Below are 13,315 nucleotides of genomic sequence, written 5' to 3'. Positions count from 1 at the left end.
CAACCGTGTCCCTTTACCGGGTTCCGGTATTTCCGCCGATGCTACGAAAGCGCGAACCCCAGTTCCCTGCCCCGCGTCACGAGTTCTTCACGGGCCGAGGGATGCGCGACCTGGTCGACGATCTGCCGCGCCTGCTCGTTCGCGTCGTTGCCCCAGATCGTCGCGACACCATGCTCGCTGACCACGAAACTGTGCTGGAACGAGGTCACCGGACCGGCCAGCCGGGGCACGACCGTCGAAACGTCGGCCTTCGGATGCCAGGACGGCAGCGCGATGATCGCCCGGCCACCGGGTGAGTGCAACGCCCCGACCACGAAGTCGGTCTGCCCGCCGAAACCCGAGTAGATCGTCCCTCTCACCCGGCTCGCGTTGGCCTGCGCGAACAGGTCGACCTCGAGGGCGCTGTTCACCGAGACCAGACCGCGCTGCCGGGCGATCACCGCGGGATCGTTCGTCTTTTCCGTGCGCAGCAAACGGATCCTCGGATTGCGGTCGAGCCAGCGGTACAGGTCGGCACTGCCGAACACGAACGACGCCGTCACCGGTTCCGCCGGATCGAGGGCCCCGGCGCGGTCGAGCGCGAGCACGCCGTCGCTGAACATCTCCGACCAGATCGCGAGTCCGCGCCGTCCGGTCACCGCCGCCAGGGTCGCGTCGGGGATCCCGCCGATGCCCAGTTGCAGGGTCGCGCCGTCCGCGACCAGCCCGGCCACCCGCTCACCGATGGTCCGCGCCGTGTCCCCCACCGGTCGCGGAACCGGCGACAGCAGCGGTTCCACCACCTCGATGCCGTAGTCGATCTCGTCCACCGGCACGAGGCCGTCGCCGTAGGTGAACGGCATCTCGGGGTTGAGCTGCGCGATGACCAGACCGCCGCGGGCTCGCACCGCCTCGATGGCCGCGGGCAGGATGTTCACCTCCGTACCCAGCGACACCACGCCGTCCACCGAGGCCGAGGTGTGCAGCAGAACGACGTCCGGCGGCAGCGAGTGCTTGAGCAGCTGCGGCACCAGCGACAGCCGGGACGGGAAGTACCGCAGCCCGGCGCGTCCGCGCATACCCGCGCCCACGAACGGTGTCTCCAGCAGTACACCCTCACGGTCCGGCATCCCGGCCTGCGCGTTCAACGCGAACAAGCGGTACTCCGCCAGTGCCGCGTCCAGCACCTTCAGTGCCCGCATCGGCGTCGCGAAATTCCCGCTCACCACCACTCGCGGCCGCGTAGCGGGAACGCCCGCGAGAACGGAACCGAGCTGGCTTTCCGACAAGACGCGCATGAGCCGATCATGCCCGAGAAGCACCTCGCCGGCGCGGGCCGGACCCCCAGAGAAACCGGCCCGCGCGCGGTACCGCCTGACCATGGTGCGGCCGAGACCGGTGCCCGCGCATGGGTACCGAGACCCCATATTCCGGTGCGGCATCGGGTAAGCACCGTCCGTGCCCGGCAGTCACTCTCCGGACATCTTCGTGCGTGCGCTGAATGTGGGTGCGCCGCCCCCATGTGCGTACCTCGCCGAGCTGAAAGCATTACCGCCGTGACGCCCCAGCCATCGGTGACGTCCCTGCCGCCGAGGTGGTGGGAGCACGGCCGGACCCCGCGCGAACGAACAACGGACAAGCCCCTCTGGGCCGGTTTCGCCGAACACGCGGTCACCGCGCTTCTGCCGGAGCGCCCCCCAGTCGGTGACTGGCGTGTGCAGTTCGCCGGGGTCTTCAGGTCGCTCGTCGACGCCGCCTCGCGTGACGCGGTCCCGGACGATCTCCCCGGCGCCGACGTCGAAACGCTTCGTCAGGGTTTCGCGGCTCAACTCGACCGGCATCTGCTGAATCTCTCGGTCCGCACGCTGGTCCTCGAACTCCACCGCTCCCGCAAGGCCGGAACCCTCCAGGGCGAAACGCCCGAAGAGCGCTTCTCGGATTTCGTTCGACGGCAATCCGCTCCGGCGGGACTCGTGCGGTTGTTCGGCGAATACCCGGTGCTGGCCCGGCTCCTCGCCCAGGCCTGCCTGTACGCCGCCGAAGCCCACGCGGAAACGCTCGCCCGGTTCTCGGCCGACGCGGCCTTGCTGCCCTGCTCGGTCGTCGACGGCGAACTCGGCACGCTCGTCGAGGTCTCGGGCGGGATCGGTGACTCGCACGCACGCGGACGTTCGGTCAAACTGCTCCGCTTCTCCAGCGGCGCCAAGGTGATCTACAAACCCCGCCCGCTGATCCTGCACGAGCGTTTCACCGACGTCGTCGAACAGCTCAACAAACGGCTGCCCGGATTCGAACTGCGGACCGCCGACGCACTGCCGCGGGCCGGGTACGGCTGGCTCCGGTTCGTCGAACACCGGCCGTGCGCCGACCTCGGCGACGTCGACCGCTTCTACCGCAGGCAGGGCATCCTCCTGGCGCTCCTGCACGCGCTGGACGCCACCGACGTCCACTACGAGAACATCATCGCCTGCGGCGACCAGCCGGTGCTGATCGATATCGAGACCCTGTTCCAGCCGTCGCCACCCGTTCCGCCGGAAGGCGACCCCGCGGCGGCGATGCTGGCCCGGTCGGTGCAGCGCACACTGCTGCTCCCCCACCTCTTCGCCGGCGAGCACGGTGCCGTCGACATCTCCGGCCTCGCCGGCCACGGTGGCAAGCTGCCCACCGACCGGGTCGATTGGGCAGAACCGGGGACCGACCGGATGCGGCTGGTCCGGGTTCCCGGCGAACTCGCCGGAAGCAACAACCTCCCCCGCCTCGACGGCCGCGACGTCACCCCCGCGGAGCACAGCGCGGCGCTGCTGGCCGGGTTCCGGCTCGGCTACGACGCGATCTCCACCGGACGGGACGAACTCGCCGAGCTTCTCCGGCGCTGCGCCGACGATCCCATCCGGGTACTCATCCGGCCGACGAACTTCTACTCCCGCCTGCTGGACGAGACCACCCATCCCGATCTGCTTCACGACGCCGCCGACCGCGACCACGCGTTCGACCTGCTCGAAGAGGACTCGGCGCGCGAGGAGAAGCTGCTCCGGCTCGTGCCGCACGAGCGGGAGGACCTGTGGGCGGGCGACGTACCGATGTTCACCTCGACTCCCGGTTCGACGTCGCTGCTGGATTCACGTGGCGACAGCGTCGAAGGGGTCGTCGAGCGGCCGTCACTGGACACCGTGCTGGCGAAGGTCGCCGACATGGATCCGCTCGACCAGCGGGACCAGGAGTGGCTGATCTCGGCCACCCTCGCCATCAGCACGGCTGCCGACGGCCACCACCGCAGCGGCGACATCGCGGAAACGGCGGTGCCGAATCAGGCGCCCGACGCGGAACGGCTGCTGGTCACCGCGTGCGGGATCGCCGACCAGATCGTCGCCAACGCCTTCTCCGACGAGCACCGCTCCAACTGGCTCGGGATCGAACTCGTCGACGACCGGTACTGGACCGTCCTCCCGATGGGCGCGGGGCTCGGCGAGGGCTACTGCGGTGTCGCGTTGTTCCTCGCCCAGCTCGCCGAGCTGACCGGGATCGCCCGGTACCGCGATCTGGCCACGTACGCGATCAGCCCGCTCCCCGGCCTTTTCGCCACGCTCCGCGCCGACCGTGAACTCGCCGCCACCGCCGGCTGCGGCGGGCTTCTCGGGCTCGGTGGCGTCGCGTACACGATCGCCCGGCTCAGCACGCTGGTCGGGCTTCCCGCCGGCGACCTCATCGAGCAGGCCGTCGACCTGATGCCCGAGGCCACCACCGAAACGCCATCCGGGTTCACGACCGGACTCGCGGGCGGCGTCGCCTCGATGCGGTCGGTGTATGTCCAAACAGGACTGGAGACGGCGCTGGCGCGGGCGGACCGCTACGCCGCACAGCTGCTCGCACGCGAACGTCCGGCGGAGAAGGCCTTCGCCCGCGGTTCGGCCGGGATCGACTGGGTTCTGCGGGCACACGACCGTTCCGGCGAAGAACCGCCCGGAAAGGCGGACGATCGGGCGGAAAGCGACGGCGGGTGGTGCGACGGACTCGCGGGCGACGCCCTCGGAATGGCCGCGCGCCTTCCCGATCCCGAGTACGCCGGTGACCTGGACCGGACGATCAGACGACTGTCCGAAAGGGCACCGCTGAAGGATCTCAGCCTCTGCCACGGCGAGTCCGGAGTGCTGGACGTGTTGTGCGTGCTGGCGGAGAACGGGCACACTGGCGCCGCCGCCGCGGTACGCCGCCGGACCGGTCATCTGCTCGCCGCCATCGACCAGCGCGGTGCCCGCTGCGGGACACCCGGCGCGGTCCCCTCGCCAGGGCTGCTGAGCGGCCTGGCGGGGATCGGCTACGGCCTGCTGCGGCTGGGATTCGGTGACCGGGTCCCCTCCGCGCTCCTGCTCCGCCCCGACCGGCCGCATCCCGCGGCCACCGTTTTTCCACCGGTAAACCGAGTATGAGGAGAAGAACCGCATGTACGAAAGAGATCTGCCCGCCACCGAAGACGTCCTCGGCGCCGTGAACCTGCCGCGCGCACTCGAGGTCGGCTCGCGCAACCACGCGCTGGCGGGCAGCAAGCCGCGGCTGAGTGCCAACCCGCTCGCCACCCTGTCCACGGACACCGGTTCACCGTCCGTCGTCAGCGTCTTCACCGGCGGCTGGATCTGAGCAACGCGCACGAAGGCGGGTTCGCGCCGCCCGCCTTCGTGATCGACTTTTGGCCGTGACGGCGGAATCCGCTCGCTATAGTCACGGCGGTGGGTATCCGTTCGTCACGGATGATCGGCCGCGACGCCGAACTGGCCGAGCTCTCCGGAGCTCTCGATCGCGCCATCGCGGGTCGCGGCGGCGCGATCTTCCTCGTGGGCGAAGGCGGCATCGGCAAATCCCGGCTCGCCATCGAAGCCGCCTCGCGAGCGGTCGCCGCCGACATCCCGGTGCTGCAGGGCAGGGCCAGCTCGATCGGCCCGCTCGTCCCGTTCCGGCCGCTCACCCAGGCGCTGCTCTCGCATTTCCGCGGCGGTGGCCCGCCGGAGGCGGCCGAACTCGACCCGTTCATCCCCGTACTCGCCCAGCTCATCCCCGATTGGAGCCGAGGAGACCGGCCTCGGGAATCGGGCTCCCTGATGGTGCTCGCCGAAGCGGTGTTCCGGCTGCTGGCCGTCACCAGCCGGGATCGCGGCGCGCTCCTGGTCCTCGACGATCTCCAGGACGCCGACGCCGAGACGCTGTTCATCCTCGAATACCTCGTCGACAACCTCCCCTCGGCGCACACCCTGTTCGTCGGCACGCTCCGCAACGAGCCCTCCGACGCGCTGCGCCTGGCGACCTCCGGAGCGCAGCGGATGAGCTGCGCGGTCGTCGAACTCGGCAGGCTCGGCCTCGCCGACACCCACGCGCTCGCCGCCGCCTGCCTCGAAACCGAGCCGGGGCGACTACCGTCCGCCGCGACGGAACTGTTGTGGCGCAACAGCGCCGGCCTTCCGTTCATCGTCGAGGAACTGCTCCACGGCATGGTGAACGACGGCCTGCTGGTCGAGGGCCGCGACGGCTGGCGCGTCATCGGCGAACTCCGCGCCCGCGTCCCCGCCGCGCTGGTCACCAGTATCGGCGTCCGGATGGAGCAACTCGGTGAGCAGGCGGGCGAACTGCTTTCGGTCGCGGCGATCATCGGCCGCCGCTTCCCGCTGACGGTGGTGCAGACGGTCACCGGAACCAACGACCGGACCCTGCACAATCACCTGGGCGCCGCGGTCTCCGCGAACCTGGTGACCACCGACGAGATGACGCCCGGCTGGTACGCCTTCCGCCATCCGCTGACCGCGGAAGCGTTGCTGGCGCGCCAATCACCGGCACGGAAGGCGGAACTCGCCCGGCAAACCGCCGACGCGGTCGAGAAGCTGTACCCGGGACTACCGGGCGACCTGTGCGCGCTCGTCGCGTCGCTCCGGCTGACCGCCCTGGACGAGCGGGCGGCGGGCCGCTTGTTCGCGGAGACCGGTCGTCGCGCTCTCGACGCGGGCGCCGCGGACTCCGCGGTCACCATGCTCACCAAGGCCCTCGACCTGCTCGCCGGGGCCGACGCGGGTGACCGGGCCGAGGTGCTGGAGACGCTGGTGCACGCGCTCGGGCAGACCGGTCAGTTCGACCGCGCCGTCGAACTGACCGCCGCGTTCGGCGAGGTCGGCACGCTCGAACGGGCCGCGAAACTGCGTACCCAGCTGGCCTGGGCCGCCTACATCGCGGGACGGCACGACGAATGCCTCGGCCAGATCGAACGCGCCCGCGCTCCCCTCGGTTCGGCGATCTCACCCGCTCAGCAGGCGGCGCTCGACGCCGTCGAAGCGAACCTCTGGCTCGACGTCCCCGGCCGGACCGGCACGGCGGAGCGGCTCGCGCGTCAGGCGTGGAAGGTGGCCGAGGCGACCGCGCAGCCGTTCGTCGTCTGCCAGGCGCTGCAGGTGCTCGGGATGCTCGCGCTGTCGCGGGACCTCACCGAATCCGAGCACTACATGCAACTCGCGCGGCGGACCGCCGAGGACAACCATCTGCACCACCTCCGCACGCAGGCGCTGGTCCGGCTCGGCGGACATCGCGTGCTGATGAACGGGGACGAGCAGACCCTGCTGCTCGCCCGCGCGGACGCCCAGCGGACCGGGTCGATCACGCTGCACTGCGCGGTCGATTCCGTGCGCACCATGCACGCGATCCTTCGTTGCGACTTCAGCACCGCGCATACGCTGCTCGCGGAGAACCTCGCAGTGCTCGGCAGGCTCCGGTTGACCGCGTTGCTGCAATACGCGCATATGACCAGGGCGATGTCGGCCGGGCACCGGGCGGACCGTCCCGCGATGGAACAGGCACTCGACGACTTCCGCGAAAGCGGCGGCGAAAACGCACAGGAGATGGTGCTCAGCATCGGGCTGGCACGGGTCTTCTGTTCGCTGCTCGAAGAGGACTTCGACCGCGCCCGGCGCGAACTCGGCCAGGTCGTCGAGCTGGAGGACCAGCGACCGAGCCGGTTCCACCTCGCCGGCCAGCACGGGCTCAGGACGCTCGTCGACGCCCTCGGCGGCGTGCCCTGCCCGGAGGACGGATCCGCGGTGAGCGGGATGCGCTGGAACCGGCAGTTCGTCGAATTCGCACACGCCGTCGAGCACGGCAGGCGCGGCGATGCGGCCGAAGCCGAACGAGCTGTGCTCTCCGCGCTGAACACATCGGCGCCCTATCCCCTGGCCCGCCATCTCGGACTCCGGCTGATCGCCGAACCGGCCGCCGCCGACGGCTGGGGCGATCCGGCCGGCTGGCTCAAAGAGGCGGAAGAGTACTTCCACGGCAGGGACATCCAGGCGGTGGCGGCCGCCTGCCGGAGCCTGCTCCGCAAGCTCGGAGCCCCCGTCCGGCAGCGGCGCTCCGGGGTCGACCGGGTCCCCGGCGACCTGCGCGCGTCCGGGGTCACCGTGCGCGAATACGAGGTGCTGGTGCTGCTCGCCGAGCGGATGGGGAACAAGGACATCGGCGCCCGCCTGCACATCTCGCCCCGGACGGTCGAGAAGCATGTCGCGAGCCTGCTCGCCAAGACCGGGCTCGCCGACCGTGCGGCCCTCGCCGAACACGCCGCCGGACCGCGACCTGGCATGCTGTGATCCATGAGCGACCTGATCGTGTACGGCGCCGGCTGGTGCCCCGACGTCAAACGCAGCCGGGCCCTGCTGGACTCGAAGGGCGTCGAGTACGACTACATCGACGTCGAAGCGGACTCCGGCGCGGAGGAGACGGTGCGAGCACTGCAGAACGGTGAGCGGCGGATCCCGACCATCGTCTGGCCGGACGGCACCCATCTGGTCGAGCCGAGCGACGACGAGCTCACCGCGCACCTGAACCGGTGACCCTCCCGGACGTCCCGGTCGGCACGAGGGTCGTCGTGCGGTACCGGATCGAAGGCGGGTTCACCGACGCCCTCGGCTACCTGCGCTCCCGTGACGACACGGAATGCACGGTGGAGACCAAACGCGGACTCGCGACGATCCGGCTGGCGGACATCGTCCTGGCGAAGCCGGTGCCGCCACCTCCGGCTCCGCGCGGGTGACGATGTCGCGTGTCTGAGGGGACGACACGCGTGATCAGACGGACGACACACGTGTCCAGGCGGACGACACGCGTGTCGTCCATCCAGTCACACGCGCCGTCCCCTCAGACACGCATGACCGCCGAGCGGCTCCGGATCCATCAGGAACGGATCAGCGCGAGTCGGCTATCGGCGCCTTCGAACCGGAGAGCGGAATGAGCCCGAGGGCGATCATCCCGACGGCCAGCCCGAGGTGCAGCCAGTTGTCGGCGTTGTTGACCGGCACGAAATTCGCCGTCGACCCGTGGTCGATCAGCAGCCCGTACAGCCACAGCACGAGGTAGATCACCCCGCCGCCGACGAGGAACGCCTTCGCGCCGCTCGCCGTCCGTGCCAGCAGGATGCCCGCGACGCCGAACGCCAGGTGGACGATGTTGTGCAGGATCGACACCTGGAAAACGCCCAGCAGCAACGCGCCGGACTCGTGCCCGGCACCGCTCAGCTGCTCGTAGTTCGTCGTGATGCCGGGGATGAAGCCGAGAATGCCGACGAGCAGGAAGACCGCGCCCACGCCGAGGGCGATGAGCTGGCGCGGAGCCCGCCGAACGGTGGTCGGCGATGCAGTCATGATTTCCTCCGATCCAGGTGGAATGAGCTTCCGGAAGGTCGAGTACCCGCGCCGAAGCCGGTCACACCGGGGAATCGTCGTTTTCGAATTCGTGAGAATTCCGTGTAATCCGGTGCTACCGGGGTAGCCACCGCCAAGCACTCACCCGGCAAGGAGGCGAAACCCGTGGCCGTGCACGACGCACCGCGAACAGGGCCGTTGGGCAGGCTTTTCCGGGCCGGCTTCCACGCCCTCTCCGCGCTCCGCGGCGCGCGAGCGTTCCACCCGAACGGCCTACTGCTCAAAGGAGAGCTTCACGCTTTGAGGCGTGACGACCTCGCGCTGCCGTCGGAGCCGGTAGCCGTCACCGTGCGCATGTCGAAAGGGGCCGGTCTCCCGGGGCGCGTGCCCGACGCGCTGGGCCTCGCCGTCCGGATCACCGCCGCCGACGGTGCTCCGTGGGACCTCACCCTGACCACTTCGGCCGGCCGCGTGTTGCCGCGACCGGCGCGAGCCTGGACCACCGGCCGCTACAGCTCGTTACTGCCCTACCGCACGAAAGGCGGACTGGTCTGGCTGTCGGCCCGTGCGGAAACGCCACGGCACGCCGAAGCCTCCCTGGACGCCTTGAGGCGGCTGGTGCGGGAAGGACCGGTGACCTACCTGGTCGAAACCGTTCGCGCGAACGGGCATCGAAAGCCCTGCGCGACGCTGACCCTCCAAGAGGTGGACGAAGACGCCTCGCGCCCGGCCTTCGATCCGATGCTGAACGCTCCCCCTGGCTGGGAGCTGCGGCCCCGCTGGCTGACCGGGCTACGCGAGCGCGCTTACGAGGGCAGCCGCGAAGGCCGCTGACTCAACCCGCGAGTGGCTTGTCCAGCACGGCCTTCACGTGGCTGAAGTTTTCGATCGAGTAGCGCCCGTGGTAGCGGCCCATCCCGCTCTCCCCCACGCCGCCGAACGGCAGTTCCGGCGCCGCGAGGTGGATGATCGCCGCACCGAACACCAGTCCGCCCGACGAGGTCTCCGTCTCGATCCTGCGCTTCGTTTCCTCCGATTCGGTGAAGGCGTACAGCGCCAGCGGCTTGTCGCGTTCGTTGACGAACGCCAGCGCCGCGTCGACGTCGGGCACGTCGATGATCGGCAGGATCGGGCCGAAGATCTCGTCCCGCATCACCGGGGCATCCGGTGAGACACCGGTGAGCACGGTGGGTGCGATGTACTTCTCGTCGCGGTCGGCTTGGCCGCCGACGACCACGGTTCCGTTGTCCAGCAAGGCGGTCAGCCGGTCGTGGTGCCGGGTCGAGATGATGCGGCCGTAGGATTCGCTGACGGCCGGGTCATCACCGAACATCGCTTGGACGGTCGCGGCCAGATGTTCCGCCAGCTTCGGGCCGGTGTCGCCGATCGCGAGGACGTAGTCGGGCGCGACACAGGTCTGGCCCGCGTTGGCGAATTTGCCGTAGGCCAGCCGCTGGGCGGTCACGGCGAGGTCCGCTCCCGGCTCGACGATCGCCGGGCTCTTCCCGCCCAGCTCCAGCGTGACCGGCGTGAGGTGCTTAGCCGCCGCTGCCATGACGATCCGGCCGACGGTGCCGTTGCCGGTGTAGAAGATGGTGTCGAACTTCTGCTCCAGCAGCGCGGTCGTCTCGGGAATCGCGCCTTCGACGACACGGACGCCCTCGACGTAGTTCGGCAGATGCTCGGCGATCGCGGCCGAGGTGTTCGGCGACAGCTCGCTCGGCTTCACGACCGCGCAGTTGCCCGCCGCCAGCGCTCCGACCAGCGGCGCGAGCACCAGCTGGAGGGGGTAGTTCCACGGTCCGATGATCAGCGCGACCCCGAGCGGCTCACGAACGACGCGGCCGTCGCCCGGGCGCAGCGGGTACGGCAAGTCGGCGGGTTCCGGGCTCAGCCAGGAGTCGAGGTTCTCCAGCGTATGGTCGATTTCGTTCCGCACGAGCGCGATCTCCGCGCGCTTCGCCTCGGCGGTGTTCTTGCGGAGATCGGCATAGAGCGCCTTGAGGAAGACGTCGGCCTGCTCGGACAGGAGCTTCCGCAGTCCCGTGAGCTGCGTGCGCCGCCACTCCACCGGTTTCGTGGCACCGGAACGGAAGAGGGTGCGCAATTCTTCGACGACGGCGGGGGCATCGCTGCTGGTCATGGATTTGAGCCTAGTCATGGACCGGGGCGGCTGCCCAGCGCTACGCGGTATAGGGCGTTATACAAGAAGCCGAAGGGTGCTTTCCCCGCGTGGCAAAGCACCCTTCGGCCCGGCGTTACGGGTAGCTCACCAGGTTGCTCGGACGCGTGTCCGGCGGCGTCACCGCCCCGGCGTCGTTGATCACGTGGGTGATGGTCCCCTTGTAGTTCAACGAGACCGTCACCAGATTGTGGAACCGGACGCCGGAGCGGTTCGGCACCTCGAACGCGTGATACAGGTTCACCGACGGGTTGTCATTGAAGAAGCAGTAGCTGCCCAGGCCCCACGCCTCGTGCGTGGTCACGTTGTCCCCCACCTTGTAGGCGGCGAACCCGTTGAGCCCGTTGGGACTCTTCCAGCCCGCCTGGTCCGGGACGTCGTACGGGATCTCGTTCTGGAAGAAGATCGTCCTGCCGTTCTGGCCGTTCCAGATCACCTGGTATTTCTGGTAGTGCTCGACGAACAGGCCGGTCGCCAGCACGTTGTCGCCGTTGACGACCACGCCGGTGTCGCCGGTGTTGATCGTCCAGCCATAGGTGCCCGCGTTGCCGTGGTCGGCCCGCCAGGCCCAGATGTGGTCGATGATCGTGTCACGGCTGTTGACGATCAGGCTGTTCGTCGCCTTGCCGGCGATCTGACCGCCGATCCGGAAGAACACGTCCTGCAAGGTCGTCGGGTTCGCCGCGTGGTTCGCCGTCGAGCCCACCTGGCCCACGGTGAGCAGCGACTGCGAGTTGGCCGTTCCGGCGTCGAACAACAGTCCCTTGAGCCGGACGCCGTCCACGTCGGCGACCTTCATGGCCTCGACGCCGTTGTCCGGCACCAGCGTCGGGTAGCCGACACCGAGCACGACGGTGTTCGCTTTCGTCACGTTCAGCGTCTGGTTCAGGTGGTAGACGCCGGGAGTGAAGAACAGGTTGCAGCCCTGGGAAAGCGCGGTGTTGATCGACGACGCCGTGTCCCCCGCCTTCACGACGTAGAACTGACTCATCGGCAGCGAAGAGCCCTGGGTGCCTCCGTTGGCCCAGCTCGGCCCGGAAGCGTTGGTGCGCAACGAGGGCAGGAACACGCGGTACTTGCCGGAGCCGTCGAGGTAGAGATACGGGACGTCGCGGGACACCGGCGTGGTGCCGAGCGTCGTCTCCGGCGGATTCGGGAAGGTGTTCGCGGGAGCGCCGCTCGTCCCGGAGAAGACCATGTTCCAGACGCCGCCGTCCCAGCTGCCGTAGCTGCTGTCCCGGGTGTACCACTGCTGCTGCGAGATCGACGCGGCCTGTCCGGAGACCTTCGTGTCGGCGGTGTAGCCGCCACTCGCGAACCCATAGCTGGCCGGATAGAGCTGGAGCCCGCCACGGATGTCCATCCGGCGGAACGGCGCGGCCTGCGCGACGGCCCAGCGGGTCGAACCGCTGCTCGGGACGACGGCGAGGTTCTCCGCCGACCGCCAGAAGTTCTGCAGCGCCACACCCTTGTCCGACTCGTTGAACGCGTCGACGGTGACGTCGCCGTTGAGCACCACGTCGCCAGGGTTCTGCCCGAGGCCCGCGACCGAGGTGTAGTAGCCGACGTTGTCGTGGATGCCGTTGTACACGCCGGGTTTGAACAGGTGCGCGTACCGGCGCTCGGTGAACTGCGCGGTCAGGGTGTCCTTCTGCGCGTTGAAGTCCGCGTCGAGCCGGGACTGGATCGACGCCGCGGACATACCCGGGTCGAAGATCCGCACGTTCGGGCCGAAGTCCGGGACCTCGGCCTGAGCCGGGCAGGTCGCCTGCGTCGATCCGATCGTGTAGCTCGCCGACGCCACCGGGGAGTTCGCCGAGCCGGCTTTGAGCGCGATCGCGGAGATCGTCGAGGACGAGGAGACCGTGATCGGCCCGGTGTACGGGGTGGACGACGCCGTCGGCACGGAACCGTCCACTGTGTACCGGATGCTCGCACCCGCGGTCGCGCTCGACAGGGTCACCGAACGGGCGCTCGGGTAGCTGCCGCCGGGCGGATCGAAGGTCGGTGACGCGACGGTCGTGCCGCTGCCGCCGTGGGTGTACGTGAAATGCGGGGTGTCGTACTGCGGCCCGTTCTTCTCGTAGGTGAACCAGTAGTCGAGCACCGTGCCCGCCGACAGCGAGCCGACGGTGTGCCGCCACGTGCCCCCGTTGTCGGTCATGCGGACGTTCTGCTGCCCCACTCCCGGGACGCCGGTGTAGTGGATGTCGACGTAGCGCGCGGGGGTCGCCGGGGTGAAGGAGAACTGCGCCTGGGTCGCGGTCAAGGACGCGGCGCTCTGGCTGTAGTCGGCGGCCGCGGCGGTGGCCCCGCCGAGCCCGGCCGCGATCAGGAGCGCGGAAAGGCCGAGGGCGAACGCGCCACGGACCCCTTTCCGCCGTTCGGGCTGCACAAGGATCCGGTTCACGTCGTGACACCTCCGGCGTTGGAAATCCACGGGCGAAGCAATTCGTTGCGCGCAACAACAAAGTAGCCGTCCGTGCGATAT

The 13,315-nt window shown here is 69.4% G+C and carries 10 protein-coding genes; 6 read left to right on the top strand and 4 right to left on the bottom strand.

The features are described 5' to 3' along the window. Nucleotides 1-41 precede the first annotated feature (41 nt). Complete coding sequence (locus ACIBTM_RS25950; protein WP_395879720.1) at nucleotides 42-1,277, bottom strand: acetyl-CoA hydrolase/transferase family protein; 1,236 nt, start codon at nucleotides 1,275-1,277, stop codon at nucleotides 42-44. Between the two features lie 258 nt (nucleotides 1,278-1,535). Here ACIBTM_RS25950 and ACIBTM_RS25945 point away from each other — a divergent pair, with 258 nt between their 5' ends. From ACIBTM_RS25945 to ACIBTM_RS25925, 5 genes are all read left to right on the top strand, one after another. Beyond that, on the top strand, nucleotides 1,536-4,406 hold the full coding sequence (locus ACIBTM_RS25945; RefSeq protein ID WP_395879719.1) for a type 2 lanthipeptide synthetase LanM family protein: 2,871 nt from the start codon (nucleotides 1,536-1,538) through the stop codon (nucleotides 4,404-4,406). A gap of 13 nt (nucleotides 4,407-4,419) precedes the next feature. Next, nucleotides 4,420-4,614: a hypothetical protein gene (locus ACIBTM_RS25940; protein ID WP_016334466.1), complete on the top strand. Its 195-nt coding sequence runs from the start codon at nucleotides 4,420-4,422 to the stop codon at nucleotides 4,612-4,614. 89 nt (nucleotides 4,615-4,703) lie between these two features. After that, on the top strand, nucleotides 4,704-7,592 hold the full coding sequence (locus ACIBTM_RS25935) for a helix-turn-helix transcriptional regulator (RefSeq protein WP_395879717.1): 2,889 nt from the start codon (nucleotides 4,704-4,706) through the stop codon (nucleotides 7,590-7,592). 3 nt (nucleotides 7,593-7,595) lie between these two features. Further along, nucleotides 7,596-7,835, top strand: a complete 240-nt coding sequence (locus ACIBTM_RS25930; protein ID WP_037338316.1) for a glutaredoxin domain-containing protein — start codon at nucleotides 7,596-7,598, stop codon at nucleotides 7,833-7,835. Then, entirely contained in the window at nucleotides 7,832-8,035 is a 204-nt protein-coding gene (locus ACIBTM_RS25925; RefSeq protein ID WP_395879716.1) for a ferrous iron transport protein A, read from the top strand. The genes ACIBTM_RS25930 and ACIBTM_RS25925 overlap by 4 nt, the downstream gene beginning before the upstream one ends. A gap of 151 nt (nucleotides 8,036-8,186) precedes the next feature. Here the strand turns inward: ACIBTM_RS25925 and ACIBTM_RS25920 are convergent, their stop codons facing one another. Continuing rightward, nucleotides 8,187-8,642 (bottom strand): DUF4383 domain-containing protein, encoded by a 456-nt coding sequence (locus tag ACIBTM_RS25920; protein ID WP_395879715.1) that lies wholly within the window; start codon nucleotides 8,640-8,642, stop codon nucleotides 8,187-8,189. A 165-nt stretch (nucleotides 8,643-8,807) separates the two neighbouring features. Here ACIBTM_RS25920 and ACIBTM_RS25915 point away from each other — a divergent pair, with 165 nt between their 5' ends. After that, complete coding sequence (locus tag ACIBTM_RS25915; RefSeq protein WP_395879714.1) at nucleotides 8,808-9,476, top strand: hypothetical protein; 669 nt, start codon at nucleotides 8,808-8,810, stop codon at nucleotides 9,474-9,476. Between the two features lies 1 nt (nucleotide 9,477). On the opposite strand, the gene ACIBTM_RS25910 is transcribed toward ACIBTM_RS25915, so the two are convergent. Together ACIBTM_RS25910 and ACIBTM_RS25905 are read right to left on the bottom strand one after the other, a co-directional pair. Further along, complete coding sequence (locus ACIBTM_RS25910; RefSeq protein ID WP_395879713.1) at nucleotides 9,478-10,803, bottom strand: aldehyde dehydrogenase family protein; 1,326 nt, start codon at nucleotides 10,801-10,803, stop codon at nucleotides 9,478-9,480. Between the two features lie 97 nt (nucleotides 10,804-10,900). After that, the gene (locus ACIBTM_RS25905) at nucleotides 10,901-13,234 is read right to left on the bottom strand and encodes a chitobiase/beta-hexosaminidase C-terminal domain-containing protein (RefSeq protein ID WP_395879712.1); all 2,334 of its coding nucleotides are present in this window, start codon (nucleotides 13,232-13,234) and stop codon (nucleotides 10,901-10,903) included. Between the last annotated feature and the right edge of the window lie 81 nt (nucleotides 13,235-13,315).

The organism is Amycolatopsis sp. NPDC049868 (genome assembly GCF_044461365.1).
Lineage (GTDB): Bacteria > Actinomycetota > Actinomycetes > Mycobacteriales > Pseudonocardiaceae > Amycolatopsis.
This window is presented reverse-complemented; position numbering and strand designations above follow the sequence as displayed.

Coding starts and splice junctions, on each gene's coding strand:
- ACIBTM_RS25950 (WP_395879720.1), bottom strand. CDS start 1,277: ATGCGCGTCTTGTCGGAAAGCCAGCTCGGTTCCGTTCTCGCGGGCGTT.
- ACIBTM_RS25940 (WP_016334466.1), top strand. CDS start 4,420: ATGTACGAAAGAGATCTGCCCGCCACCGAAGACGTCCTCGGCGCCGTG.
- ACIBTM_RS25930 (WP_037338316.1), top strand. CDS start 7,596: ATGAGCGACCTGATCGTGTACGGCGCCGGCTGGTGCCCCGACGTCAAA.
- ACIBTM_RS25920 (WP_395879715.1), bottom strand. CDS start 8,642: ATGACTGCATCGCCGACCACCGTTCGGCGGGCTCCGCGCCAGCTCATC.
- ACIBTM_RS25910 (WP_395879713.1), bottom strand. CDS start 10,803: ATGACTAGGCTCAAATCCATGACCAGCAGCGATGCCCCCGCCGTCGTC.